Annotated in this window: 24 protein-coding genes; 14 read left to right on the top strand and 10 right to left on the bottom strand. The window is 68.5% G+C overall.

From position 1 onward, the window contains the following. The first annotated feature begins 35 nt into the window (after positions 1-35). On the top strand, positions 36-1,529 hold the full coding sequence (locus AC5RVV_RS13485; RefSeq protein WP_494001912.1) for a peptide MFS transporter: 1,494 nt from the start codon (positions 36-38) through the stop codon (positions 1,527-1,529). 191 nt (positions 1,530-1,720) lie between these two features. On the opposite strand, the gene AC5RVV_RS13480 is transcribed toward AC5RVV_RS13485, so the two are convergent. Further along, positions 1,721-2,164 carry a DUF4190 domain-containing protein gene (locus tag AC5RVV_RS13480; RefSeq protein ID WP_494001911.1) on the bottom strand — a complete coding sequence of 148 codons (444 nt, stop codon included), beginning with the start codon at positions 2,162-2,164 and terminating at the stop codon, positions 1,721-1,723. Positions 2,165-2,309: 145 nt separating this feature from the next. On the opposite strand from AC5RVV_RS13480, the gene pgm reads away from it, so the two are divergent. The 6 genes from pgm (at position 2,310) to AC5RVV_RS13450 (ending at position 8,333) form a co-directional block, all read left to right on the top strand. After that, on the top strand, positions 2,310-3,956 hold the full coding sequence (pgm, locus tag AC5RVV_RS13475) for a phosphoglucomutase (alpha-D-glucose-1,6-bisphosphate-dependent) (RefSeq protein WP_494001910.1): 1,647 nt from the start codon (positions 2,310-2,312) through the stop codon (positions 3,954-3,956). A 130-nt stretch (positions 3,957-4,086) separates the two neighbouring features. Next, complete coding sequence (locus AC5RVV_RS13470; RefSeq protein ID WP_494001909.1) at positions 4,087-5,412, top strand: uracil-xanthine permease family protein; 1,326 nt, start codon at positions 4,087-4,089, stop codon at positions 5,410-5,412. Positions 5,413-5,547: 135 nt separating this feature from the next. Beyond that, complete coding sequence (locus AC5RVV_RS13465) at positions 5,548-5,757, top strand: dodecin (protein ID WP_494001908.1); 210 nt, start codon at positions 5,548-5,550, stop codon at positions 5,755-5,757. Positions 5,758-5,764: 7 nt separating this feature from the next. Beyond that, positions 5,765-6,019 (top strand): hypothetical protein, encoded by a 255-nt coding sequence (locus AC5RVV_RS13460; protein ID WP_494001907.1) that lies wholly within the window; start codon positions 5,765-5,767, stop codon positions 6,017-6,019. A 257-nt stretch (positions 6,020-6,276) separates the two neighbouring features. Then, entirely contained in the window at positions 6,277-6,681 is a 405-nt protein-coding gene (locus AC5RVV_RS13455) for an ArsR/SmtB family transcription factor (RefSeq protein WP_494001906.1), read from the top strand. Then, on the top strand, positions 6,678-8,333 hold the full coding sequence (locus AC5RVV_RS13450; protein WP_494001905.1) for a SulP family inorganic anion transporter: 1,656 nt from the start codon (positions 6,678-6,680) through the stop codon (positions 8,331-8,333). Before AC5RVV_RS13455 ends, AC5RVV_RS13450 begins: the two co-directional genes overlap by 4 nt. 24 nt (positions 8,334-8,357) lie before the next feature. Here AC5RVV_RS13450 and AC5RVV_RS13445 read toward each other — a convergent pair whose 3' ends face one another. From AC5RVV_RS13445 to AC5RVV_RS13435, 3 genes are read right to left on the bottom strand one after another with little or no spacing between them, the layout of a single operon-like run. Continuing rightward, complete coding sequence (locus AC5RVV_RS13445; RefSeq protein ID WP_494001904.1) at positions 8,358-8,864, bottom strand: hypothetical protein; 507 nt, start codon at positions 8,862-8,864, stop codon at positions 8,358-8,360. Between the two features lie 28 nt (positions 8,865-8,892). After that, a complete protein-coding gene (locus AC5RVV_RS13440; RefSeq protein WP_494001903.1) occupies positions 8,893-10,014 on the bottom strand; it encodes a glycerate kinase in 1,122 nt (373 codons plus the stop codon). Next, the gene (locus AC5RVV_RS13435) at positions 10,011-10,814 is read right to left on the bottom strand and encodes a glycerophosphodiester phosphodiesterase family protein (protein WP_494001902.1); all 804 of its coding nucleotides are present in this window, start codon (positions 10,812-10,814) and stop codon (positions 10,011-10,013) included. Before AC5RVV_RS13435 ends, AC5RVV_RS13440 begins: the two co-directional genes overlap by 4 nt. A gap of 48 nt (positions 10,815-10,862) precedes the next feature. On the opposite strand from AC5RVV_RS13435, the gene AC5RVV_RS13430 reads away from it, so the two are divergent. Beyond that, positions 10,863-11,543, top strand: coding sequence for a hypothetical protein (locus tag AC5RVV_RS13430; RefSeq protein ID WP_494001901.1), 681 nt, complete (start codon positions 10,863-10,865; stop codon positions 11,541-11,543). Positions 11,544-11,563: 20 nt separating this feature from the next. On the opposite strand, the gene AC5RVV_RS13425 is transcribed toward AC5RVV_RS13430, so the two are convergent. The 5 genes from AC5RVV_RS13425 to AC5RVV_RS13405 all read right to left on the bottom strand — a co-directional run bounded on the left by AC5RVV_RS13425 (position 11,564) and on the right by AC5RVV_RS13405 (position 17,948). Beyond that, complete coding sequence (locus tag AC5RVV_RS13425) at positions 11,564-12,388, bottom strand: HAD family hydrolase (RefSeq protein ID WP_494001900.1); 825 nt, start codon at positions 12,386-12,388, stop codon at positions 11,564-11,566. A 37-nt stretch (positions 12,389-12,425) separates the two neighbouring features. Further along, on the bottom strand, positions 12,426-13,340 hold the full coding sequence (locus tag AC5RVV_RS13420; RefSeq protein WP_494001899.1) for a carbohydrate kinase family protein: 915 nt from the start codon (positions 13,338-13,340) through the stop codon (positions 12,426-12,428). Between the two features lie 41 nt (positions 13,341-13,381). Further along, positions 13,382-14,167: an alpha/beta hydrolase gene (locus AC5RVV_RS13415; RefSeq protein WP_494001898.1), complete on the bottom strand. Its 786-nt coding sequence runs from the start codon at positions 14,165-14,167 to the stop codon at positions 13,382-13,384. A 23-nt stretch (positions 14,168-14,190) separates the two neighbouring features. Beyond that, a complete protein-coding gene (locus tag AC5RVV_RS13410; RefSeq protein ID WP_494001897.1) occupies positions 14,191-15,270 on the bottom strand; it encodes a LacI family DNA-binding transcriptional regulator in 1,080 nt (359 codons plus the stop codon). A gap of 134 nt (positions 15,271-15,404) precedes the next feature. After that, the gene (locus AC5RVV_RS13405) at positions 15,405-17,948 is read right to left on the bottom strand and encodes an ATP-dependent DNA ligase (RefSeq protein ID WP_494001896.1); all 2,544 of its coding nucleotides are present in this window, start codon (positions 17,946-17,948) and stop codon (positions 15,405-15,407) included. Positions 17,949-18,030: 82 nt separating this feature from the next. On the opposite strand from AC5RVV_RS13405, the gene ku reads away from it, so the two are divergent. Beyond that, entirely contained in the window at positions 18,031-18,885 is an 855-nt protein-coding gene (gene ku, locus AC5RVV_RS13400) for a non-homologous end joining protein Ku (RefSeq protein WP_494001895.1), read from the top strand. Positions 18,886-18,964: 79 nt separating this feature from the next. On the opposite strand, the gene AC5RVV_RS13395 is transcribed toward ku, so the two are convergent. Next, positions 18,965-19,207, bottom strand: a complete 243-nt coding sequence (locus AC5RVV_RS13395; RefSeq protein WP_494001894.1) for a DUF2630 family protein — start codon at positions 19,205-19,207, stop codon at positions 18,965-18,967. Positions 19,208-19,354: 147 nt separating this feature from the next. Between AC5RVV_RS13395 and AC5RVV_RS13390 the strand changes: the two genes are divergently transcribed. The 5 genes from AC5RVV_RS13390 to AC5RVV_RS13370 all read left to right on the top strand — a co-directional run bounded on the left by AC5RVV_RS13390 (position 19,355) and on the right by AC5RVV_RS13370 (position 24,549). Further along, the gene (locus tag AC5RVV_RS13390; RefSeq protein WP_494001893.1) at positions 19,355-20,098 is read left to right on the top strand and encodes a GntR family transcriptional regulator; all 744 of its coding nucleotides are present in this window, start codon (positions 19,355-19,357) and stop codon (positions 20,096-20,098) included. 289 nt (positions 20,099-20,387) lie between these two features. Next, positions 20,388-21,377 (top strand): phosphotriesterase family protein, encoded by a 990-nt coding sequence (locus AC5RVV_RS13385; RefSeq protein ID WP_494001892.1) that lies wholly within the window; start codon positions 20,388-20,390, stop codon positions 21,375-21,377. 48 nt (positions 21,378-21,425) lie between these two features. Beyond that, positions 21,426-22,379 carry a phosphotriesterase family protein gene (locus AC5RVV_RS13380; protein WP_494001891.1) on the top strand — a complete coding sequence of 318 codons (954 nt, stop codon included), beginning with the start codon at positions 21,426-21,428 and terminating at the stop codon, positions 22,377-22,379. A 125-nt stretch (positions 22,380-22,504) separates the two neighbouring features. Next, the gene (locus AC5RVV_RS13375; RefSeq protein WP_494001890.1) at positions 22,505-23,626 is read left to right on the top strand and encodes an FAD-dependent oxidoreductase; all 1,122 of its coding nucleotides are present in this window, start codon (positions 22,505-22,507) and stop codon (positions 23,624-23,626) included. Then, complete coding sequence (locus tag AC5RVV_RS13370; RefSeq protein ID WP_494001889.1) at positions 23,623-24,549, top strand: alpha/beta hydrolase; 927 nt, start codon at positions 23,623-23,625, stop codon at positions 24,547-24,549. Before AC5RVV_RS13375 ends, AC5RVV_RS13370 begins: the two co-directional genes overlap by 4 nt. Positions 24,550-24,630 lie beyond the last annotated feature (81 nt).

Raw genomic sequence — 24,630 nt, 5'->3', positions numbered from 1 at the left:
ACATTTCATGTAGGGGACTGTCAGAATAGAACACCGTGAGCAATACCGTGCAGTCCGGGAATCCGCAGCCGGAAACAACAAAACAGTCCACCCAAACCGGCAAAACCTTCTTCGGGCATCCACGGATGCTGGCGAACCTTTTCTCCGTAGAACTCTGGGAGCGTTTCTCCTTCTACGGCATGCAGGGCATCCTGCTCTACTACATGTACTACTCGGTCGCCGAGGGCGGCCTGGGGATCGACGAGGGAATTGCCACCGGCCTGGTGGGCGCCTACGGCGGCGGCGTGTACCTCTCTTCGATCCTTGGCGCGTGGGTGGCCGACCGCCTCCTGGGGTCCGAGAAGGTTCTGTTCTACACCGGCATCATGGTCATGCTGGGCCACATCGCGCTGGCCCTGATCCCCGGCGGCGTGGGGCTGGCCATCGGCCTGATCCTGGTGGCCATCGGCTCCGGCGGCCTGAAGGCCACCGCCAGCTCGCTGGTCGGCTCGCTCTACAGCCTGAAGGACGACCGCCGCGACGCCGGCTTCTCCATCTTCTACATGGGCGTGAACATCGGCGGCCTCTTCGGCCCGCTGCTCACCGGCCTGGCCCAGGTGCAGCTCGGTTTCCACTACGGCTTCGGCCTGGCGGCGCTGGGCATGGCCATCGGCCTGACCCAGTACGCCCTGACCCGCAAGAACCTGCCCGAGGCCGCGCACCATGTGGCCAACCCGCTGCCGCGGGGCAACTACGGCAAGGTCGCCGCCGCGGCCGTGGCCGCCGTCGTCGTCATGGTGCTGCTGGTGGCCTTCGGCTTGGTGACCGCCTCGAACCTGGCCCCGATCATGGCCTGGCTGGCGATCATCGCCGCCGTGGCCTACTTCGTGGTGATCCTCTCCAGCAAGCAGGTCGACGCCGTGGAGCGCAAGCGCGTCTACGCCTTCATCCCGCTGTTCATCGCCTCCGCCGCGTTCTGGGCGCTGTTCCAGCAGCAGTTCACCGTGGTGGCCCTGTACGCGGACAAGCAGCTGGACCGCACGCTGGGCGGCTGGGAAATGCCGGCCAGCTGGGTGCAGTCCATCAACCCGGTGTTCATCATCATCTTCGCCGGCATCTTCGCCGCCCTGTGGACCAAGCTCGGCCCCAAGCAGCCCAGCTCGCCGCTGAAGTTCGCCCTGGGCCTGGTCGTGATGGGCCTGGCGTTCCTGGCGTTCATCCCGCTCACCGGCGGCGGCGCCAACTCCACCCCGCTGCTGGCCATGGTCGGCATCCTGTTCCTGTTCACCATGGCGGAACTGTTCCTCTCCCCAACCGGCTCCTCGGTGTCCACCAAGCTGGCGCCGAAGGCCTTCCAGACCCAGATGGTGGCGCTGTTCCTGCTCTCCATCTCGCTGGGCACCACGCTGGCGGGCATCCTGGCCGGCTACTACGACCCGGCCAATGAAGCCCCGTACTTCGGCTTCATCGGGGTGACGGCGATCATCCTCGGCGTCGGCCTGGCCGCGGCCGTGCCGTCGCTGAAGAAACTGATGGGCGGCATCCGCTAGGACGGACCCTCACAACGACGGCGATGCCCGGGCGGAGATTCACTCCGGCCCGGGCATCGCCGTCGTGAGGGGCCTTTTCCTCATCCGCCTTTCAGCTTCGGCCCTTCTGAGCGTTCAGCAGGGCGGGTGCTGAATAGTCGACGGGGGAAGCTGGGAAGCCGACCAGCGATGTAGCGAGGCGCCGGACGGACCTACGCTCCGGCGAGGACGCCGATGAAGATCAGCAGGCACCAGATGCCGGTGACCGCGTAGCCCATGATCAGGCCGGCCAGCGCCATGCTGCGGCCGGCCGGTTCCTTCCCCAGCGCGATGTGGCCGAACACGATGGCCAGGACCTGCGGGACCAGCATGAAGCCGAACGTGACCACGGAGACGATGCCCAGCACCAGCGCCGCGATGCTCAGCCCCTTCGGCTCGACCTGCGGCGTGTAGTACATCGGCTGGTTGTAGTCCGGTCCGCCGTACGGCTGCTGCCCGGTATACGGCTGCGCGCCGGGGCCGGGCTGGTAGGAGTACGGGTTTCCCGCCTCGGGCAGCGCCGGCGGCTGCGGCAAGGCCTGGCCCGCATTGGGATCGGTGTACCACCCCGGATGCTTCGGGTCGTTGAAGGGCGGCCTGTTCTCCGTGCCGGACATACTGTTGATTCCCCCTGAGATTGATTCGCTGCTGCGCAGCTTCGGTGCTACCTACCAGTCTAGGCGCGCGGGAAGATCGGGAGCCATCGGGTCGGATCCGCCACCCGATCGCCACGGATCGGTAGTTTTTTGGCATGCTGGAGGGATGGCAAACCGTGCGGGCACAGTGGCCCTTCCCAGCGACCTTGTTGACCTGACCGCGCTCCGCGACGCGTACTTCAACGTCAAGCCGGATCCGGCCGACCCGTCCCAGCGCGTGGTTTTCGGCACCTCCGGGCACCGCGGCTCCAGCCTGAAGGCATCCTTCAATGAGGACCACATCGCCGCCATCACGCAGGCGATCGTGGAGTACCGCGCCGGGCAGGGCATCGCCGGACCGCTGTTCGTCGGCAAAGACACGCATTCCCTCTCGGATCCGGCCCAGGACACCGCACTCGAGGTGCTGGCCGGAAACGGTGTCGCAGTGCTGGTCGATTCACGGACCGGGTGGACCCCGACGCCGGCGGTCAGCCACGCAATCCTCACCCATAACGCGGCCCATCCGGATGCCCGGGCCGACGGCATCGTGATCACCCCCTCGCACAACCCGCCCGGCGACGGTGGCTTCAAGTACAACCCGCCGCACGGCGGCCCGGCCGACTCGGATGCCACCGGGTGGATTGCCGCCCGCGCCAACGAACTGCTGGAGGCGGGCCTGCGCGGCGTCAAGCGGATCACGCTGGGACAGGCCCGGTTCTCCGGGTCCATCGGTACGTACGATTTCCTGGCCGCGTACGTGGACGACCTGCCGAAGGTGCTGGACCTGGACGCCATCCGTTCCGCCGGCGTGCGGATCGGTGCCGACCCGATGGGCGGGGCCTCGGTGGACTACTGGGCCGCCATCGCCGAGCGGCACCGGCTGGACCTGACCGTGGTCAATCCGGCGGTGGACCCGCAATGGGCGTTCATGACCCTGGACTGGGACGAGAAGATCCGGATGGACTGCTCGTCGCCGTCGGCGATGGCCTCGCTGATCAACGCAGTGCGCGGCGGCGGCGCCGCCTTCGACATCGCCACCGGCAACGACGCCGACGCGGACCGGCATGGAATCGTGACCCCTGATGCCGGGCTGATGAACCCGAACCACTACCTTGCCGTGGCCATCGACTATCTCTACAGGCACCGGCCGGACTGGCCGGCCGGCGCGTCCGTGGGCAAGACGCTGGTGTCCTCCTCGATGATCGACCGGGTAGCGGCCAACTTGGGCCGGCAGCTGGTGGAAGTTCCCGTGGGCTTCAAGTGGTTCGTGCCCGGGCTGCTCTCCGGCGAAGGCGTCTTCGGCGGCGAGGAGTCGGCCGGCGCCTCCTTCGTGCGGTTCGACGGCAAGCCGTGGTCCACGGACAAGGACGGCATCCTGCTGGCGCTGCTGGCCTCCGAAATCGTGGCGGTGACCGGAAACTCGCCGTCGGAACTCTATGCGGGGCTGACCGAGAAGTTCGGGGCGCCGTCCTACGCACGGATTGACGCGGCGGCCACCCGGGAGCAGAAAGCCGCGCTGGCGAAACTCTCCGCCGCCGACGTGGCCGCCACCGAACTGGCCGGCGAGGCGATTACCGCCAAGCTGACCGAAGCGCCCGGCAACGGCGCCCCGATCGGCGGGCTCAAGGTCACCACCGACAACGCGTGGTTCGCGGCCCGGCCCTCGGGCACGGAAGACGTCTACAAGATCTACGCCGAATCCTTCCGCGGCCAGGACCATCTGCTGCAAGTGCAGGCCGAGGCGAAGGCGATCGTGGACGCCGTGATCGCTTGATGATCGCCCGACGGCGGAGGCCGGGCGGTCCCGCCCGGTCTCCGCAACCGGTCGGGCGAGCCGGCGCGCCGTTCCGGCGGTAGGATGTCCCCCGGACATTTTCCCGCTGACTCCCCCCGAAGAGGCCCCCATGAGCACGCCTGCAAAATCTTCCCCGTTCCGTTGGGCCGTGCATGGCGACGGCAAGAACATTTCACCGGGCACGGTAGTGGGTCCCCAGGAGCGCCTCACCTGGCCGCGCACCATCGGCATCGGGGCACAGCACGTGGTCGCCATGTTCGGCGCCACGTTCCTGGTCCCGCTGCTGACCGGATTCCCACCGTCGACCACGCTGCTGTTTTCCGGCGTGGGCACCATCCTGTTCCTGATCATTACGGCAGGCAGGGTCCCCAGTTACCTGGGCTCCAGCTTCGCGTTCCTCGCCCCGATCGGCGCCGCCATGAACCAGCACGGAATGGGCGGAGCGCTCGGCGGCCTCGTCATGGCCGGTGCCTTGCTCTTCCTGGTCGGTGCGGTGGTGCACAAGGCCGGCACGCGCTGGATCAACGTGGTGATGCCGCCGGTGGTCACCGGCGCCATTGTTGCGCTGATCGGGCTCAACCTGGCGCCGGCCGCCAAGCAGAACTTCGAGAAGGGGCCCGTGACGGCGCTGGTCACCGTCGTCGCGATCCTGCTCGTCACGGTGTTGTTCCGCGGGCTGCTGGGCCGGTTGTCCATCCTGTTGGGCGTGCTGGTCGGCTACGTGGTGGCCATCCTGCGGGGCGAGGTGGATTTTTCCAAGATCAACGACGCGGCCTGGATCGGTTTGCCCGAATTTCACGCGCCGGAATTCCACATCTCCCTGATCGGGCTGTTCCTCCCCGTGGTGTTGGTCCTGGTGGCAGAGAACATCGGGCATGTGAAGTCTGTGTCCGCGATGACCGGGCAGGATCTTGACCCCGTCACCGGCCGCGCGTTGATGGCAGACGGCCTGGCCACCGTGCTGGCCGGCAGCGGCGGCGGCTCCGGCACCACCACCTACGCCGAGAACATCGGCGTGATGGCGGCCTCCAAGGTCTACTCCACCGCCGCATACTGGGTGGCCGGCATTGTCGCCGTCCTGTTGAGCTTGCTCCCGAAGTTCGGGGCCGCCATCGCCACCGTTCCGGTCGGCGTCCTGGGCGGCGCCGGCGTCGTGCTCTACGGCATGATTGGCATTTTGGGGGTGCGGATCTGGGTCCAGAACCGGGTGAACTTCGCCAACCCCATCAACCTCTCCGTGGCGGGGGTGGCCCTGGTCATCGGCATCGCCAATTTCAAGTGGGCGATAGGCGAGCTGCAGTTTGAAGGCATCGCGCTGGGCTCGGCAGCGGCACTGCTGATTTTCCACGGCATGAGCGCGGTGGCCCGCTGGCGCCACACCGAGCCCGTGGATTCCGTGGAAGACGAGGGCGTCAGGCCGTCCAAGCTCGGCTGACCGCCGGGCATGGCGTCCGCCTGGAAGCGAGGGCGTGCTCCGGGCCGCCGTGCCCTAGACCGCGGGGACATCGGAGGCTAGCGTTGCAGCCATCTCCCGCGGCGTCCGGCCCGGGACGTTCTCGAGGAGGAAAGCATGGCCAACCACGTCTACAACGTCACGGAGATTGTGGGTACGTCGCCCGACGGGATCGATGCCGCGGTCTCCAACGCCATCAACGAGGCCTCCAAGACACTGCGCAACCTCGACTGGTTCGAAGTGAAGTCCGTTCGCGGCCACCTTAACGAAGGCAGGGTCGCCGACTGGCAGGTGACGATCAAGCTCGGTTTCCGCCACGAAAGCTGACCGATCCATGAGCCAGCCACGCGATGAGGACAAACTGCCCGACGACGAGCATCTGCGCCACGACATCGGCGCCCCGGAGCCGGAGAACGACTCTGCCGCCACGTTCGACGGCGAGCACTTCACGTCCAGCCTGCTCAATGCGGGGCAGCGGGTACCGGGCCTGAGCCCGGACGGCGAATACCGACAGAGCGAGGACCCGGAGCACGAGAACGAACCCGGACAGGACGGATTCGTTCCCCCGTCCGCCCCAACCGGCGGATAGCAGGGCGGGCACGAGGCACCGCAAGACGCGGGTTCGTGCGGCGGGGCCCGCGCGGCCTTGCCCGAGCGACGCTTGGCTGGTGAGGCGACGCGTGGGCCATGCGCGGGGCCGCGGGAACGCGAGCGGCGGGCGCGAGCGGCGGGCGCGAGCGGCGTGGCGCTGCAAGGCGCGGCTTGGGCCGTGCGCGGATTCTTCGCGCAGCCCCTCATTCCCGCTATATGATGGTTTCCTAAAGTAATGAACTCTAGGGAGCCCTCGTGAACCCGTTCGCCGCTGCCGACGCCCCGCTGTACGAAGTCAAGGCCAACCTGTTCAAGGGACTGTCCCATCCGGTCAGGATCCGGGTGCTGGAACTGCTCGCGGACGCTCCCGAGGTAACCGTGACCGAGCTGATGAACGAGACGGGCCAAGAGGCCTCCAACCTGTCCCAGCACCTGTCCGTCTTGCGCCGGCACAACCTCGTTCTGGCCGAACGCCGGGGCGTTCAGGTCTTCTACCGTCTCGCGTACCCTCAGGTGGCCGACCTGCTGACCGTTGCGCGCAGCCTCCTGCAGCAGCTCCTGCACACGGCAACGCAGCAACTGGCCGGTTTCGGTGCGGCCGACAACGGCCCGACGGCATCAGCCCGGGACGCGGGCACCGAGCCGGAACCGGCGCCATGAAGTCGGGGAGGGCTGCCGCCGCGCTGCTGCCCGGCAAGGCCGATTACGCGCAGCTGCCGCGCACCTGGCGGAACGACCTGGTGGCGGGCGTGACCGTGGGTATCGTCGCCCTGCCGCTGGCCTTGGCATTCGGTGTCAGTTCGGGTGCCGGCGCCGCGTCGGGATTGATCACCGCGATCGTCGCCGGCATCGTCGCTGCCGTTTTCGGTGGTTCCAACATCCAGGTGTCGGGACCCACCGGCGCCATGGTGGTGGTGCTTGCGCCGGTCATCGCGAGCCACGGGTTATCGTCGCTCGCGCTGCTGACGCTCATGGCCGGCGTCATGGTGGCCGCCGCCGGTGTGCTGAAACTGGGCCGTGCCGTCAGCTTCATACCGTGGCCGGTCATCGAGGGCTTCACGCTGGGCATCGCCGTCATCATCTTCCTGCAGCAGGTGCCGGCCGCCTTCGGGACCGCACCGGGGCCCAGCTCCAACGCGGCCGTGTCGGCGGTCGAGGCCTTGGGCACCGCATCCATGGCGGGCTTGCTCTGGCCCGTCATCCTGGCGTTGATCGTAGCCGGCATCATGGTGGCTGCGCCGAAGATCAATCCACAGCTGCCCGGCTCCATCATCGGGATCATCGTCGCCACGCTTGTGGCCCAACTGATGAATTTGGACGTTGCACGGATCGGTGAGCTACCCGGCTCCTTGCCGGCCCCGTCCCTGCCCGCCGTCGACCTGGCCCTGATGGGCGCATTGGCCGGGCCTGCCCTCACCGTCGCGGCACTTGCTGCCATCGAATCCCTGCTCCCGGCCCGGGTGGCCGCATCCATCTCCGACACGGGCCCTTACGACGCGGACCGGGAGCTGGTGGGCCAGGGCCTGGCCTCGGTTGCCTCCGGCTTCTTCGGTGGGATGCCTGCCACCGGGGCCATCGCCCGGACGGCAGTAAACATCCGCGCCGGCGGGCGGACCCGGGCCTCCGTCGTCGTGCATTCCCTGGTGCTGCTGGGCGTCGTGTACCTGGCGACCGGGCCCGTCTCGCAGATCCCGCTGGCGGCGCTGGCCGGCGTGCTGATGGTGACCGCCGTCCGCATGGTCTCGCTGAACACCTTGCGCAGCGTCTTCGGCTCCACCCGGGCGGACACCACGGTCTTCATCGTCACCGCGGTCGTCACGGTGTCCTTCGACCTGATCCAGGCCGTGGTGATCGGCATCGTCTTCGCCGGGTTCTTCGCGCTGAGGGCGTTGGGGAATTCCAGCGGTGTCCACCGGGAGGAGATCCCCGGACCGGCCGCAGACGGCGACGAGCAGATCGCAGTCTTCCGACTCGACGGCGCCCTGTTCTTCGGCGTGGCCGACCGGGTGCTGGAGCGAGTCTCTTCCATCCGCAATGTGCAGGTGGTGATCATCCGGATGTCCCAGCTGCAGATTCTCGACGCGACCGGGGCCAAAGTCGTGGCCGACCTGGTCACGGCGCTGGAGCGCCGCGGCGTCACCGTGCTCATCAAGGGGATCCAGGAACGCCATGTGGAGTTGGCCCGCCGGGTCGGGGTCTTGGAGTCATTGCGCCACGACAGGCACCTGTTCGGCGACCTGGAAGCGGCGGTCGAGCATGCCCGCAGTCACGTCCGGCGCAACGGTGAGGCCCGGTACACACAGCAGGCCTAAGGCGCACCATCAGGCCCGCCTGCGTCAGGGGCCGTCGGCGGTGACGCCGCGACGCGCATGGCCCGCGGCCCGGTAGGCGAAAACCGTGGCCGCGATGGCCAGCCCGACGGCGATGATCCCGAACGGGTTGCACAGCGCGGTGGACATTCCCAAGGCGGACGGACCGGCCAGCAGCGACATGATGGACGCGCCCTCTCCGGCGCCGCCGCCGAAGTCCGGGACGGTGAAGCCGAAGGCGAACGCCAGCAGCCAGGCCAGCGCCGGCGCCACGACGGCCCGCACCGGAAGCAGCAGGCCGCGGCGGGCGGTCTCGAGGAGCTTCACGCCGGTCAGCAACAGCAAGACCAGCAGCACCGGGCCCAGGCTGATGCCCAGCCAGAGCACCATCTGCCCGCCGATGCCAAACAGCACCCGTCCGGCCACCACCCAGAGCGGCACCAGCACCGCCATCGGAATCGCCAGCCAAAGGACCAAGGTGCGGAGAAAACCCTGGCGGACGGCCGAGGGCGGCGGGACGACGGTGCTGCTCATGCCCTCATGATAGGCGTGCTTCCCGGGCTCAAGCCCCTTCGAGCGCCTGTTGCGTGGCCAACGTGACATAGCGTGCGGCCTGGGCCATGGCCTGTTCCCGGCTGCCTGCCGCCTCGACCACGCTGGCGGCCGCGTGCACCCCGTGTTGGGCCAGGCGGTCCGGCGCCAGGTCGATCTGTCCGGCGACGACGACGGCGGGGATGCCCCGGGCCTGGGCACGCCCGGCGACGCCCAGCGGCGCTTTCCCGAATTCGGACTGCCGATCCAGCGACCCCTCGCCGGTCAGGACCAGGTCTGCATCCGCCAGGGCGGCCTCGAGGCCCACCAGGTCCGCGACGACGTCGAACCCCGGCTCCACCCGGACCCCGGCCAGCGCCATGAAGCCGGAGGGGAAGCCGCCGGCCGCGCCGGCGCCCGCCACGTTGACGTCGCGGCCTGTTGCCTTCAGCAGCAACTGGGCCCAGCGCTGCAGCGCCTCGTCGAGCAACCGCCGCGAGACCGCGTCGGCGCCCTTCTGTTCACCGAAAGCGTGCGCCGCCCCGTCTGGCCCGTACAGCGGATTCGAGACGTCTGCCGCTATCCGGATCACGGTCTCCGCCAGGCGCGGGTCCAGGCCGGAGGTGTCCAGGTGGTCCGCGGTAGCCAGGGCCGCGCCGCCGAGCAGGACTTCGGCGCCGCCGCCGGTAAGGACCTTCAGGCCGAGCGCGCGGAGGGCCCCGGACCCGCCGTCGGTCATGGCCGAGCCGCCCACCCCGAGCACAATCTCGGTGGCGCCCGCGTCCAGCGCCGCCTCAATCAGCTGGCCGGACCCGTAGGAGTGGGCCGTGAGCGCCGACTGCACGCTGGGCTCGGTGAGCAGCAAGCCGGACGCCCGCGCGGTTTCGATGACGGCGGTCTTGCCCTCCGGCCGTTCCAACATGGCCCAGGATGCGGTGACCTCACGCTCCAGCGGCCCCACCACGCGCTCCGTGTGCTCGGCCGCACCGGCGGAGAGGGCAGCCTCCAAGGTGCCCTCTCCGCCGTCGGCAACCGGGAGCAGCTGCACGTGGGCGTCCGGGTAGACCCGCAGCACGCCCTCGGCCATTGCGGCGGCCGCCTCGGCGGCCGATAAGGTTCCCTTGAACTTGTCCGGTGCAATCAAGACCTTCATGCGGACTCCCTCTGCGGCCAACTGCCGCGTTCAGCCATCACTTCGGCCAGAATATCGGCGCGGTCGGAGACTATTCCATCCACTCCCAGCGCCAGCAGCCGTTCCATCTCTGCGCGGTCGTTGATGGTCCACACGTGCACGTGCAGTCCGGCCCGGCGGCAGCGCCGCACAAACCCGGGCGTGACCACCGTAAACGGACCGTACTTCACGGGCACCTGCACCGCGTGGATGCGGACCAGCCGGGCCATCAGGCCCGCCAGACCTATATAACCCAGCAGGTATATTGCCAAGGTCGCATATACGCCGGCGGATCCCGCGACGGGGCGGCTCAGGCCGCGCAGCACACGGAAACGGCGGCGGTCGGAAAAGGAAGCCACCAGCACCCGGTCGTGCGCGTCGTAGGTTTCGATCAGCCGGGCCAATTCGTCGGCGGCAGCAATGTCCTTCACGTCCACGTTCAGCCGCACGTCCGGCCACGCGGTCAGCAACTCCTCGAACGTGGGGATCGGCTCGCCGGATATCCGGACCTGCGCCAGCTGGCCGGCCGTGTGCTCAGCCAGCTCTCCGCGGCCGTCGGTAGTCCGCTCCAGCGTCCGGTCGTGGAAGGCCACCAGCACGCCGTCGCGGGTGGACCTGACATCGGTCTCCAGGTAGGCGTAGCCGAGATCGACTGCCGCGCGGAAGGCCGCCATCGAATTCTCCCGACCGTCCAACGAGAAACCCCGGTGCGACATGGCCAGGGGCCGGCCCTGCCCGGAACCGGGAAACGTAGGATTGAGGTACGGGCTGGCGCTGCTCACCTTCGGTACTCTACCGGCCCCACCACGACTGCCGATGAGGAGGAATCCATGCGTCTCGCCGTGGTGCAGGCTGCCGGGCTGCTCGGCGACGGGTCCCGGCCACGGTGCCGGATGTGGCTGGAACAGGCGGCCGGGCTGGGGGCACGGCTGCTGGTGCTGCCCGCCGGGTTCGCCCCGCATTTCCGCCGCGAACTGGGCGGGTTCGCGGCGGAACACAGGGTCGCCGTGGCGGCCGGCTGCAGCAGCCACGGCAACGGCCCCGAACTGTGGCTGTTCGATGCATACGGCGGGCTTCAGGCCTGCACCGACGCCGCCGCGGTCGTGCCGCTGGAGGGGCTGCTCATCGGGCTGGCTGCGGAGGACGACGCCGGCGCGGTCGCCCTGCCGGCGGCCGGCACGTCCCGCCGGTCGGTATCCGACGACGGCGCGCAACTGCTCGTGGTGCCCGGCGGCAGCAGCGGCCGGGACGGCTGGTTCCGTGCACTGGCCCGCCGGGGAGCATCTGCACCGGCGGTGGCCTGGAGCGGGCCGAGCCACAGCTTCATCGCTGCACCGGAGACGGGAGTGGTGGCCGAGGCCGGCCTGTATGAAGAGCTGATCGTTGCGGATATAGAACCGCCCCGGCGCAGCCGGAGCACCGGCCCCAGCTGGTTCGCCCGCCGGTATTTGGCCGAGCGCCCCGAAACGCGGCGCGAGGCGGCGCCCGCCGGAGCGGCGCGAGGCTCCTGACCCCGGGACCCACGCAGGGGTCAGGCCCCGCGCGAGGCCTGACTTCGGCCGGCCAGCCGTTCCTCGATCACCTGGGCGACGCCGTCCTCGGCGAACGCCGGGGCGCGGAACGGGGTTGCTTCCAGCGCGGCGCGGTGGCCGGAGGCCATCGCGTAGCCGGCCCCGGCCCACCGCAGCATTTCGATGTCGTTCGGCATGTCGCCGAAGGCCACCACGTCCTGGGGGCCGATGCCCAACGAACCGGCGTACTCGGCCAGGGTCACCGCTTTGTTGAGCCCCGGCCGCGCCATCTCCAGCAGCGGGTTGCCGGGGGCAGAATGCGTCACGGCGGCCAGATGCCCCACCGCCGGGCCAACCTCGGCTAGGAAGGCGTCGGGGTCGATGTCCGTCCCCCGGGCCAGCAGTTTTACGACGGAGTCGGAGCGGCGCAGGCTTTCCGGCAACAGTTTGGGCACGGTGCCGTCCAGAAGCTCCACCGAGCCGGGCTGCAGAAAGTTCGGTTCCAGCAGGAATCCCTCGGTCGTTTCCGCCGCGAACGTCACCGCCGGATGCAGGCCGAGGATGATCCGGCGCACCTCGAGAATGTTCGCGTGGGGCAGCGTCTGCGCCGAGAGCACCCGCTCGGCCACCAGATCGTAGACCACGGCGCCGTTGGAGCAGATCACCCGGCCACGGTGTCCGATCTGTTCGGCCAGCGGAGTCAGCCAGCGCGGCGGCCGGCCGGTCACGAAGACAATTTCCACACCCGCGGCCGCCGCGCTGCGAAACGCCCGGACGGTGCGGGGGCTGATTTTGCCGTCCCGGCCGATGATGGTTCCGTCGAGGTCGCTGGCGATAAGGCGCATTGCACCAGTCTAGGGATGCCTCCGGCGGCGCAGGCGGCTAGCCCAGCTCGTCGCGGCGCGGCGGATTCGCCCCTGCCCGGGATACCGTGATGGCCGCGGCACGGGCAGCGTGCGCCATCACATCTTCGAGCGTGGCGGAGCCCATGTCGCGCAGCTTGCCGCGCCGGGCCGAACCGGAGAATCCCGCGTTCAGCAGCGCATCGAGCAGCCCGGACATGTACGCGTCGCCGGCGCCTACGGTGTCAACGACGGCCGACGCCGGTGCCGCGACCTCTGCCGTCCCGGCACGGACCACTCCCCAGCTGCCCTTCGCCCCCCGCGTGACCACCACCGCGGCCGGCCCCTGCTTCAACCACGCACGGGCCGTCTCCTCGACGGTACGGTCCGGGTACAGCCACCGAAGGTCTTCGTCGGACGCCTTGACCACATCGGCCAGGACCACAAACTTCTCGGCCTGCCGCCGGGCGAAGTCCCGATCCGTAATAAGCGTGGGCCGGCAGTTCGGGTCGTAGCTGACCAGGGCCCGCGGATGGGCCCGCTGGACGGTCCGGTACACCGTGTGCGCGCCCGGCTCCAGCATGGCCGCGACGGAGCCGGTGTGCAGCCAGACCGTCTCGTCGAGCAGCCGGGGCCGGACCTTTTCGAGGTCCGGCAGTTCCCAGAGCAGGTCGAAAGAGTAATGGGCGGCACCGGCGGGATCCAGGGTAGCGGTGGCAGCGCTGGTCGGCGACGCATCCGGATCCAGCGGCACCAGCACCGAGTTGCGGCGCAGATGGCCGTGGACCAGGTCCCCGAACCGGTCCTTGCCGTACCGGCCGACGAACTGGACCGGATGGCCCAGCCGGGCCAGACCCACCGCCACGTTCATCGGGCTGCCGCCGACGTGCACCCGCGGCGGCATCGTGTCGGAGCGGACGACGTCCACCAGGGCTTCGCCTATGACCGTGAGCACAGTGCCAACGTAGCAGAGCGCCCCCGGTTGCGGCACCGGCATCAGCCCAGGCCGGCCAGCACCCCGCGGATGCGCGCAAACGCAACAGAGGCAGGATCTATCAGCGCATAGTGGTCCCCGGGAACGAGCACCAGTTCGGCCGTCCCGCCGGCGGTCCGGGCGGCGTCGACGTAGCGCTCGGACAGTTCCCTCGGCACGTCGGCGTCCCGGTCGGCATGGAACGCGTAGACGGGGACCGGCAGCGGCACGTTCCGCATGGGATCGGCGAGCCGGTAGGGATGCGCGGCACCTGGATCAGCGTCCTCCGGCCGCCCGAGCAGGTTTTCGACGGCGCCGTCGCTCAGGCCCAGCTCGTGGGCGCGCGCCACATCCAGCACCCCGGATTGGCTGAGCACCGCAGCGAGCTCCACCCGCGGGGCCGCGCCGGGCACCCGCACCCCGGACTCCTCCGACCGCAACCGGCCCCGTCCGGCCGCCCACACCGCCAGTTGGCCGCCGGCCGAATGGCCCAGCCCCACCACCCGCTCGAGCGCAAATCCAGACTCAGGCGCAACGTCGGCGAGCCGGTCGATGCCGGAGGAAACGTCGTCGAACGTCTCCGGCCAGCCGCCGCCATTGCCCGCGCGCCGGTATTCGATGTTCCAGCAGATCCACCCGCGGCTGGCGAGGTCCCGGGCCAGCGGGCGTCCGAGCTCGGCACCGTAGGCAGCGCGCCAGTACCCGCCGTGGATGATGACGACGACGGCGGTGTGCCGCCGCCGGGCGGGCACATACAGTTCCGCGTACTGGCTGGGATCCGGGCCGTAGCTGTGCCGGGTGTACTCCATCCCTGCACTGTAGCCGCCCGCCGCTAGGGAGCCCCGTTGGAGACGCTGTCCTCCACCTCGCCCGAGCCTTCGGCGCTGCCATCACCGGACATCCCCGCCACGGTGGTCCCCCGGTGGTTCAGCTTCCACGGCGCCGGCACCAGGCGCCCGCCGGCGGAGGCGCGCCCCTCCAGCCGGTCGATCAGCAGGTCCACCACGGTACCCACCAGCGGCTCCGGTCCCACCGAGCTCAGCGGCGGTTCGGAGTGGTGTCCCAGATCCGAGGTGTCCACGCCGATGATCTCCATCTCCTCCGGGATCCGGAGTCCCGCCGCGGTGGCGGAGCCGGAGACGCACAGGGCCTCCAGATCCGCAGTGGTGAAGAACGCCGTGGGCGGATCGGACAACTTCAGCAGCGTGCCGGTCTCCTCGTAGGATTCACGCCAGGACCCGTGCGTCGCACGCACCAGGTTTTCGTCCAGTTCTGCGCCGAGGTCGGCCATCGCCTGCCGGAACAACCCCAGCCGGGAACCCCGGGGACCCGGGGCGGGCCCGCCCCGGTGCAGCACGGCGATGCGGCGGTGCCTGGCTGCAAGATACGCAGCCGCCTCGGCGATGCCGACCTCCGCGTCCACTTTCAGCACGTCGAAGCCGTCAGGCTGCAGGAACTGTGACACGACCACCTGCGCCACGCCCCGGTCGGCGAGGTCGCGCAGGGTGTGGTCTTCCTCGGGCGTTTCGGTGCTGAAACCCAGGATGGCCCCGTCCGCGCCGCCGGAGAGCATGAAGTTCCGCCATGCCTCCTGGCCCAGCAGGACCACCACGCGGTACCCGTGCTCCGGCAGCACACGGTTGGCAACCTCCGCCAATTGCCGGTCCCAGGCCGAATCCAGGTTTTCCACCACGACGGCCACGGTGTCCGTCCGCCCGCGGCGCATGCCCCGGGCGGCGTGGTTGGGCACATATCCCAGCGACTTGGCCGCCTCGATTACCCGGGCTTTGGTCGGTTCGCTGATCCTCGTTGAACCCCCGTGCCGGCCGGACAAGACGTATGAGACCGTTGCCAGCGAAACGCCGGCCCGCTCGGCGACGTCGCGAATAGTCGGCTTAAATGAACTCCCCATGATGCAGTTCTGCCTTCTTCCCCAAGAATCATCCCCCGAAACTTCCCCCCAGAAGTTCCCCTTGGTAAAGACTAACGATTCATCGGCAGAATGATAGGGGTAGGGTCAAAATTTTTGAGCGGCAGCTCCGCGGGTCAGGCCTGAATCTGCGGGATTTCGACGACGACATCCGACGGCTTCTTGTCCGGCCGAAAGCCGCGCCAGACCGGGTGGCGGAGCTTTCCGGACCCGGTGCGTTCGCTGAACTGGACCTCGCCGACCAGCGCGGGCCGCACCCAGTTCGCGTCGGAGGCGTCTGCCGCCGGCACGCCCTCCAGCGGCGGGGTCTTGCGTGACATCTTCTTCAGCCGTGCACCGATTTCGGCCAGTTCGCGCTCCGTCAGGCCGGACCCGACGCGGCCGAGGTAGCTCAGCTCCACGCCGTCGGGCACGGCCACCAGCAGCGAGCCGACCTTGCGGGCGCGCGAGCCCTTGCCCGGCCGCCAGCCCACGATGACCACTTCCTGCGTCAGCTGGTTCTTGATCTTGATCCAACTCCTCGTCCGTAGGCCCGGCGCGTAGTTGCTGTCCGTGCGCTTGGCGATAATGCCTTCCAGGCCGACCTCCCGGCTGGCTGCGACCGCTTCGGCCGCGCTGGCATCCAGCTCCGGCGGCACCTGGATATGTCCGTCGTCCGGCGTCTCCACCGCTTCCTTGAGGATTTCCCGCCGCTGGGAGTATTCCAGCCCAAGTGTTGGTGTTCCGTCCAGTTCCAGCAAATCGAAGAGGAAGTACTCCACCGGGTATTTCGCGGCCGCGCGCTCGATATCCGCTTTTTTGGTGAGGTTCATGCGGTTCTGCAGGCGGCCGAAATCCGGCCGTCCTTCGGCATCGAGCGCGACGATCTCGCCGTCCAGCACCGCGGTTTGGGCCAGGACGTGGTCTGGCAGGTCGGCCAGTTCGGGGTAGGTCTTGGTCATGTCGATGCCGTTGCGGCTGACCAAGCGCACGGACCCGTCGGCAACGACGGCGACGGCCCGGATTCCGTCCCACTTCATTTCGTAGGCCCAGCCCTCCTCCTCGTCGATGGAGGCCTCGGTGCCCTGCACGGCCAGCATCGGTTTCACCGCTTGCGGCGGCCCGGCGTCGTGCAGTGCGGAGCCGGTATCATCCGCAGGCGCGGCGGTGACGACCGCCCGCCCGGCGCGCCCGGACCCGCGGCCGTCCGCCGTCCCCGCAGCAGGACGCGGCTGGTCCTTCATCAGGTGCATCAGCCAATTGTCCTTGCCGTCCTCGCCGCCGGTGCGGATCAGGGCGTAGCGACGCGGACCGGGGGGCCCGCCGTCGTTCGCCAGGCCGCCGTCGGGTCGCCCGTGCAGCACGATGATGACTTCCTTGCCCTCGCGCCACTTCTCCACTTCGTAGGTGCCGCTGTCCCAGATGGTCATCACCCCGGCGCCGTATTCGCCCTTGGGGATGGTGCCCTCGAAAGTGGCGTATTCCATGGGGTGGTCCTCGGTGTGGACGGCCAGGTGGTTCTTACCGGTCGTGACCGGCGGTCCCTTGGGCACGGCCCAGGACACCATCACCCCGTCATGCTCCAGGCGGACGTCGTAGTGCAGCCGGCGTGCGTGGTGCTCCTGGATGACGAAAACCGGTTCATCGTCCGACTCGCGCCGCTCGATCACCGCAGGCACCGGCTCGGGCGTGCGGTCCGGGTCGCGCATCGAACGGTACGTGCTGAGCCGGTCCGGTCCCGGCTCCGGCAGGGACTGCTCGTCGGCGGTGCCGCCCGCCATGCCGGCCAGCGGGTCGCCGATCTCCTTGACGCGCTCGAGCACCTGCCTGAAGTCGAGGTGAGCCAGGTCCGGGTCTTCCAGCTCGGCCCAGGTTCGCGGCACCGCCACGGTGGGGTGCGGCCGGCCGCGCAGGGAGTACGGGGCGATCGTGGTCTTGGCCCAGTTGTTCTGGCTCCAGTCGACCAGCACCTTGCCCGTGCGCAGGGACTTCTTCATGTCGCTGACCACGAGGTCCGGATGGTCGGCCTCCAGCAGGCGGGCGAGTTCGTGGGCCACCTGGCTGACGTCCTCCGAGGTCTGCTTGCCGTCCAGCCCGGCGTAAAGGTGAATGCCCTTGGAACCGGAGGTCACCGGCCTCGGGTCGAGCCCCATCCCCTCGAGGATGTCCTTGATCAGGAAGGCGACTTCGACGCACTCGGCCAGCCCGGCCCCTTCCCCCGGGTCCAGGTCCAGCACCATCCGGTCGGGATTGTTGATCTTGCCGCGCGGTCCGAACTTCCACTGCGGAACATGGATTTCCAAGGCCGCAATCTGCGCCAGCCACGTCAGGGTGGCCCGGTCATTGGCCAACGGGTAGACGTTGATGTTGCTCTTGTGCTCGATGGTGTGCCGCAAGACCCAGTCGGGCGCGGACTTGTCCAGGTTTTTTTGGAAGAACACCTCGCCCGGTTCCTCCGCCGTGCCGACGCCGTGAACCCAGCGTTTGCGCGTCACCGGCCGGTCGGCGGCATGCGGAACCAGGAACTCGGCGATCTCCGAATAGTAGGCGATCACCTCCGCCTTGGTGGTCCCGGTTTCCGGGTACAGCACCTTGTCCAAATTAGTCAGCCTGAGCCGGCGCCCGTCGACGTCTACGGTCTCCTTCTGGCTGGATATCCGGCTGGAATTCTGGCTGGCCATACCGCCAGTCTGTCCGCCGCGCGGCCGGTTGGCTAGGCCCTCGCCTCTGGCTTTGTACCGCCCGCGGGTGTTCACTAGTGGCATGAGAGCCATCTGGAAAGGCGCGGTGGCGTTCGGTCTGGTCAACGTGCCGGTCAAGCTCTACAGCGCCACCGAAGACCACGACGTGAGCCTGCACCAGGTCCATGACAAGGACGGCGGGCGCATCCGCTACCAGCGCCGGTGCGAAGTTTGCGGCAAGACCGTTGACTACCAGAACATCGACAAGGCGTACGACGACGGTGAGCACACCGTGGTGATCACGGACGAGGATTTCAAGTCCCTGCCGGTCGAAAAAAGCCGCGAGATCGAAGTCGTCGAGTTTGTCCCGAGCGACCAGATCGATCCGATCATGTTCGACCGCAGCTACTATCTGGAGCCGGATTCGAAGTCGTCCAAGGCCTACGTCCTGCTCCGGCGGACCCTGGAAGAGACGGACCGCACGGCCATCGTGCAGTTCGCGCTGCGGCAGAAGACCCGGCTGGCGGCGCTGCGGGTCCGCGGCAAGGTCCTGATGCTGCAGACCCTGCTGTGGGAGGACGAGGTACGGGAGGCCAGCTTCCCGTCGCTCGAGGAAACCGTGCGGATCTCGGCGAAAGAGAAGGAGATGTCCGCCGCGCTGGTGGAGTCGTTCTCCTCCGACTTCACGCCCGGGGACTACACCGACGAGTACCAGGAACAGCTGCGGACCCTGATCGAGGCGAAGCTGGAGCAGGGCGAGGCGCTGGATACGGCAAAGACCTTCGGCACGGACGAAGAGGAAGAAGGCGGCAAGGTCCTGGACCTGATGGAGGCGCTGCGCCGCAGCGTCGAGCAGAACCGGGAGGCCAAGTCTTCCGCCGGCTCCTCGAAGAAGAAGAAGTCAGGCTCCAAGTCCGAGGCGTCAAAGGGCGCCTGACGCGCGGTAAACGGACGACGACGGGGCAGGCGGTCCCGGCGGGGCGGGGCCCAGCCCGCCGGGACCGCCTGCCGCTCCGCTACTGCCGGTAGTTTTCCACTTCCCCGGCCGGCCGGGTCTCAGCTTCGCCCGGGTCCTCGCCGGCCTTGCGCTTGGCACGGCGCTGGCGCAGCAAGTCCCAGCACTGGTCCAGCTGCTCTTCCAGGCGGCGCAGCTCGGCGGCGCGGGCGGCGGCCTTGTCCGGCTCCTCCGGCGCGGAGTCGCGCAGTTGTTGTTCCTTCTCGACCAACGCGCTGATGTACTTTTGGATGTCCTGGTCCATGGCACGCCCCTCCGGCGGTAGTCACCTCAGGCTACGTCGCACGCCATCGGCAGGCTAGGGCCGCCGCCTCCTCAATGGACTGAGTTCTGTGGTTGACTTCCTGCAGGGCAATCCCGGTGGCGGGCGACGTGGAGGAACAGAAGACTCATGGCATATGGCGAGCTCGACACCTCGTCCGGGGTACCCCTGTATCGCCAGATCAGGGAAATTCTGCGCAGGGAAATAGCCGAGGGGATCGCTGATCCACGGAAGCCAATGACCGAGGCGCAGTTGCTCAGCCGGTTCGAGGTCAGCCGGGCGCCCATCCGGCAGGCACTCCAGGAGCTTGCCAGCGAGGGGTACATCTACCGGAAACAAGGCAAGGGGACGTTCCCGGTCATCGGCACCAGGGTCCAGCGGCCGGCCGACGTGCGCTCGGGGGCCCTGTACCAATACCTCGCCGAGAGCGGACTGCATCCGACGGGGAAGGTCGCCGGCATCGAACGGGTGGAACCGCCCGGCCGGATTCGGGACCTCCTGGGACTCGAAGCGCACGAGCGGCTCCTGCATTTCACCCGCCTGATCTCGGTCGAGGATGAGCCCCTCGTCGAAGCCGACGTCTACATTCGGGCGCCCGGGGACTTCAGCCCCACCGCCGCGGAACTGGAACGCGTTGGCTCCGCCTTCGAACTCCTCAAGAAAGAGTTCGGCATCGCACACGTCCGCGCCGAGCACGAAGCCTGGGCAACCGCGGCCACCGCCGAACAGGCCGCGACCTTCGGGGTCGCCGCGGGGAGCCCGTTGCTCGTCATCGAGACGGTCTTCTTCACCACGGGCGACCTGCCCGCCGGATGGCGCTCCGCAGTGCACCAGGCAGACAAATTTAAGTACCGGTTCAGCACCGGGCAGTAGGCCGCGACCGCGCGGGAAATCCACCCCGTCAGCCAAAACGAACCGAGATGTTTTCCGGTCAATTGCCTTGACTTTGGCACTACATCATGTAAACCTAGTTGACAGGTAATCAAGGTCACATCAGCGGGAGCCCGCGGCCGTTAGCGGACGCCGGGCCTCCCGATGGGCTCCTCCTTCGTTTACTGCCGCCTGCACCGGTTTCGGCGAGGAATGAATCCAGAGGTCGCGGTGCATGATCCTTCCCCGCGTGACGTCTGCATGGCGTGGCGTCAGACGAAAGGTTGTGCCAATGACGGATACAACAACAACCCCCCACCCGACGGCCAATACCGTTCTTGGCCCCGTTCCCGCCCACGAACTGGGTGTGGTCGCGGTCCACGAGGCCCTGCTCTCGGTGGTCCCGGGAGCCCAGTACGCCCCGGACATCAGCATGGACCGGGCGGAGATCTTCGAGGTCCTGGCCGGAAAGCTGACCGACTTCCGCGCGGCCGGCGGCCAGACGATCGTGGACAGCACCGGCATGTTCCACGGCCGCGACGTGAAGCTGTACGAGGCGCTCTCGCGCTCGACCGGCGTGCACATCATCGCTTCCACCGGCATGGGGCCGGAGGAAATGCTCGGCGGCTACTTCCTCACCCCGCAGACCAACCCGCCGACCCCGTGGCCGGCCGAAAAGTTCGCCGACCTCTTCTCGAAGGAAGTCAGCGAGGGCATGGTGGTCCCGCGGGTCGAGCGCCGCGGAGCCGCCGGGCTGGTCACCAGCACCGCAACCCGCGAGGGCATGACCCCCACCGACGAGAGCTTGTTCCGCGGGGCGGCCCGGACCGCCCTGGCCACCGGCATCCCGGTCTCCATCCGCTACGGCGCCGACGCCCTGCACGACCTCGACGTCGTCCTGGACGAGGGACTGCCCGCCGGGCGGGTGCTCGTCGGCGGCCTGGACCGCCAGGACGCCGCGGCCGCCGGTGCGGCGCTTGAGGTGGCCCGCCGCGGTGCCTTCGTGGGCCTGGACCACGTGGGACTGGACGACGACGGCGGCTACCTCAGCGACCGCGAGCGGGCCTCACTGGTGCTCGAGCTGGTCGGGGCCGGCCACACGGACCAGGTCATCCTCTCGTCCAACGCGATCGGCGTGGCCAAGGGGCAGCCGGACTACGACCTGCCGTTCAGCCACGTGTTGACCACCTTTGTCCCCTTCCTGAAATCACTGGGCCTGGGCGACGACGACGCCCGCCGCATCCTGGTGGACAATCCGCGCAACCTGCTGGCTGTGCGCTGAGCACCGCGGCCCGCCATCAACAAGCTTTCGAAACCCTGAGGTGAAGGAATGACCAAGGTCAACACCGTGCTGGGAACAATCCCGGCTGAAGAACTGGAAATCGTGGCAGTCCACGAACACATCGGCTACGGCATGCCCGGCTCCGAGCTCGACACGCGATGGTGGAAGTCGCCGGAGCAGGCCTACGAAGAAACCGTGCCGAAGCTGCGCAGGTTCCGTGAAAACGGCGGCGGCACCTTCGTGGACGCCACCGGCATCTGCAACGGCCGCGACGTCGACTATTACAAGTCCCTCTCGGCCAAGACCGGCGTCCACATCGTGGCCTGCACCGGCTTCGTGGGCGGCGACACCGCCCTGCCGCACTTTGCACGGGCGTCGGTGGACTACCTGGCGAAGGTGTTCATCCACGAAATCACAGTGGGGATCGGCGACACGGGCGCCAAGGCCGGCGTCATCAAGGTCGGCGTGAGCCGCGGCGGCAAGATGACCGAACTCGACAAGCGGATCTACCGCGCCGCCGCCCGCGCCGCCGTCCTCACCGGGGTCCCGATCCTCACGCATCTGGCGATCGACCCCGAGCCCGCCGTGAACATCTTCAACGAGGAGGGCCTCCCGTTGGATCGCGTCCTCTTCGGCCACGCCGACGACGGCCTGAACGCACCGATCACGCCGCACGACTGGATTTACGAGCAGGGCGGCCGCATCGGCTTCGACACCTTCGGGTACGACCTCGAACTGCCCGACCCGCCGTTCTGGGGCCGCAAACGCGCCGAGCGCATGGAGCACTTCGTCAAGCTGGTGAACAAGGGCTACGCGGACAAGCTGCTCGTCTCGGCAGACGCCAACTGCAGCCCGCTGGGCTGGCCGGGCGTGAAGGGCCACACCATCAACTACATTTTCGACGACATGCTCCCGGACATGCGCGCCGCCGGCATCGACGACGCCACCATCAAGCTCCTCCTCGAGGACAACCCGGCCGATTTCCTCTCCATCAAGGCCTGACCCGCATCACTCCATCCGGCGTCACGCGCCGGCTCCGCTGCCGCCTACGACGACGGCGGCGACTCCAACCCAACACTCACCCCGAGGACGCCTGCACCGGCGCCCAGTGAAGGAACAACAGAACAATGCAGACTTCCGACATCCAGAACCTGAAGGTGGCCGTCGTGGGCGGCGGCTACGCCGGCGCTTCCGCTGCCCTGGCACTGCTGCAGCTCGGCGCCGACGTGCACGTCTACGAGCAGGCCCCCGAGCTTGGCGAAGTAGGGGCCGGCATCGGCCTGCGCCCGCCGACCGTGGAGGTGCTGCGCAAGTGGGGCGTGTTCGAAGAGTTCGAGAAGGTCTCCGCTCCCTCCGAGGCCATCGAGGTCTACCAGGCCAACGGCGAGCTCATCGCCCGCGACCCGTGGCCGGGCATCAACGAGTACGCCCAGACCAACCACTGCCGCATGGTCCACCGCGGGGACGTCATCGAGACCCTCCTGCGCCTGCTGCCGGCCGAGCGGGTTCACATCGGGCACAAGATGATCAGCATCGCCGACAACGGCAACTCCGCCACGGTGAAGTTCGAGAACGGCGTGGAGGTCACCGCCGACCTGGTAGTGGGCGCCGACGGCATCCGGTCCAGCGTCCGCAACCAGATCTTCGGGGAGGTCCAGCCGGTGTTCTCCCACACGATTGCCATGCGCGCCGTCATCTCCGCCGACGATGCCTACGGCCTGGTGGAGAATGACAACTTCCGCGTCTACGTGGGCCAGAACGGCACTACCGTGTACTTCCTGCCGCTGCGCCACCGCAACCAGGTGTCCTTCGACATCACCGCCCCGAGCGACGACACCGCCTGGGCCCCGGAGGTCACGCATCAGTACATCGGGGCGCTGCTGGAGGGCTTCGACGAGCGCCTGCAGAAGATCGGCCAGGAACTGGACATCGCCTCGATGACGAACCGCGGTGTCTACGACATCGACAAGCAGCCGACCTGGCACACCGACAGCGTTGCGCTGGTGGGCGATGCCGCGCACGCCATGCTGCACCACCAGGGCCAGGGCGCGAACTCCGCCATGCAGGATGCCGCCTGGCTGGCCGAGGCCATCAAGGACGGCTCCGACCTGCAGGACGCCCTGCGCACCTACCAGGCCAAGCGCAAGCCCATCACCGACGTGCTGCAGGACATCTCCCGCAAGCCGTTCGACATCGGTGACTCCTTCCCGGAGACCACGTCCTTCGAGAAGGGGGCTGGTGTCGAGTGACAATCCACCCCGAGATCGGCAAACTCCTCGCCACGCTGCCGCCGTTCGACCACGGCACGCGGCCCGACCCGGAGGCAAAGCGCGCGGGCGACCTGCAGTTCGTCGCGCCCCTGGAGGAACGGCTGCCCCTGCACGCCGTCGAGGACACCGTTGCGGCCACCGAGGCGGGCGAGGTCCCGGTGCGGATCTACACCCCGGCGGAGGCGGAGTCTTACGGGCTGCTGGTGTACTTCCACGGCGGCGCATTCTTCTCCGGCAGCCTGGAAACGCATGACCATGTCGCGCGGGCACTGGCCAAGGAGAGCGACTACAAGGTCATCTCCGTCGGCTTCCAGCTGGCACCGGAGGCGCCCTTCCCGACCAGCCTGCAGGAGTGCTACGGCGTGGTGCGCTGGGCCGCCGAGCAGGGCGGGAGCCTGGCCTGGGACGGCCAGAACCTGGCTTTGGCCGGCGACAGCTCGGGCGCCAATTTTGTGGCGGCGGTGACGGCGATGGCACACGACGAGGGCTTCGACCGGATCACGCACCAGGTCCTGTACTACCCGTCGCTGGACCTGGACTTCGACGAGGACCGCTACGCCTCGCTGTGGGAGAACGCCACCGGCTACGGCCTGGAGACCCCGGCGCTGAAGCCGTGGAACTCCTTCTACCTCGAGAGCGGCGCGGACCCGGCCGACCCGCTGGTCTCCCCGATCAAGCGCGAGGACCTCACCGGCCTGCCGAAGGCCCTGATCATCACCGCCGAGTACGATCCCCTGCGCGACGAGGGCGAACTCTACGGCCGGCGCCTGAAGGACGCCGGCGTGGACACCACCGTCAGCCGCTACGCGGGCGCCAACCACGGCTTCGTCCAGAACTTCTTCTGGATCCCGGACATGTACCGGGCCTACCAGGAAACGGGCGAGTTCCTTAACCGGGGCTGACCCCACCCGCCCCGAACGCAGCGACGACGTCGTCGCGGCTGCTGTTGTTCTCGGCCATGGTGTCGATGCCTCTTTTCCGCG

This window comes from Arthrobacter sp. MDT2-34-1, from assembly GCF_059091365.1.
The sequence above is the reverse complement of the archived record's forward strand: the minus strand, read 5'-3'. Positions and strand labels throughout refer to the sequence as shown.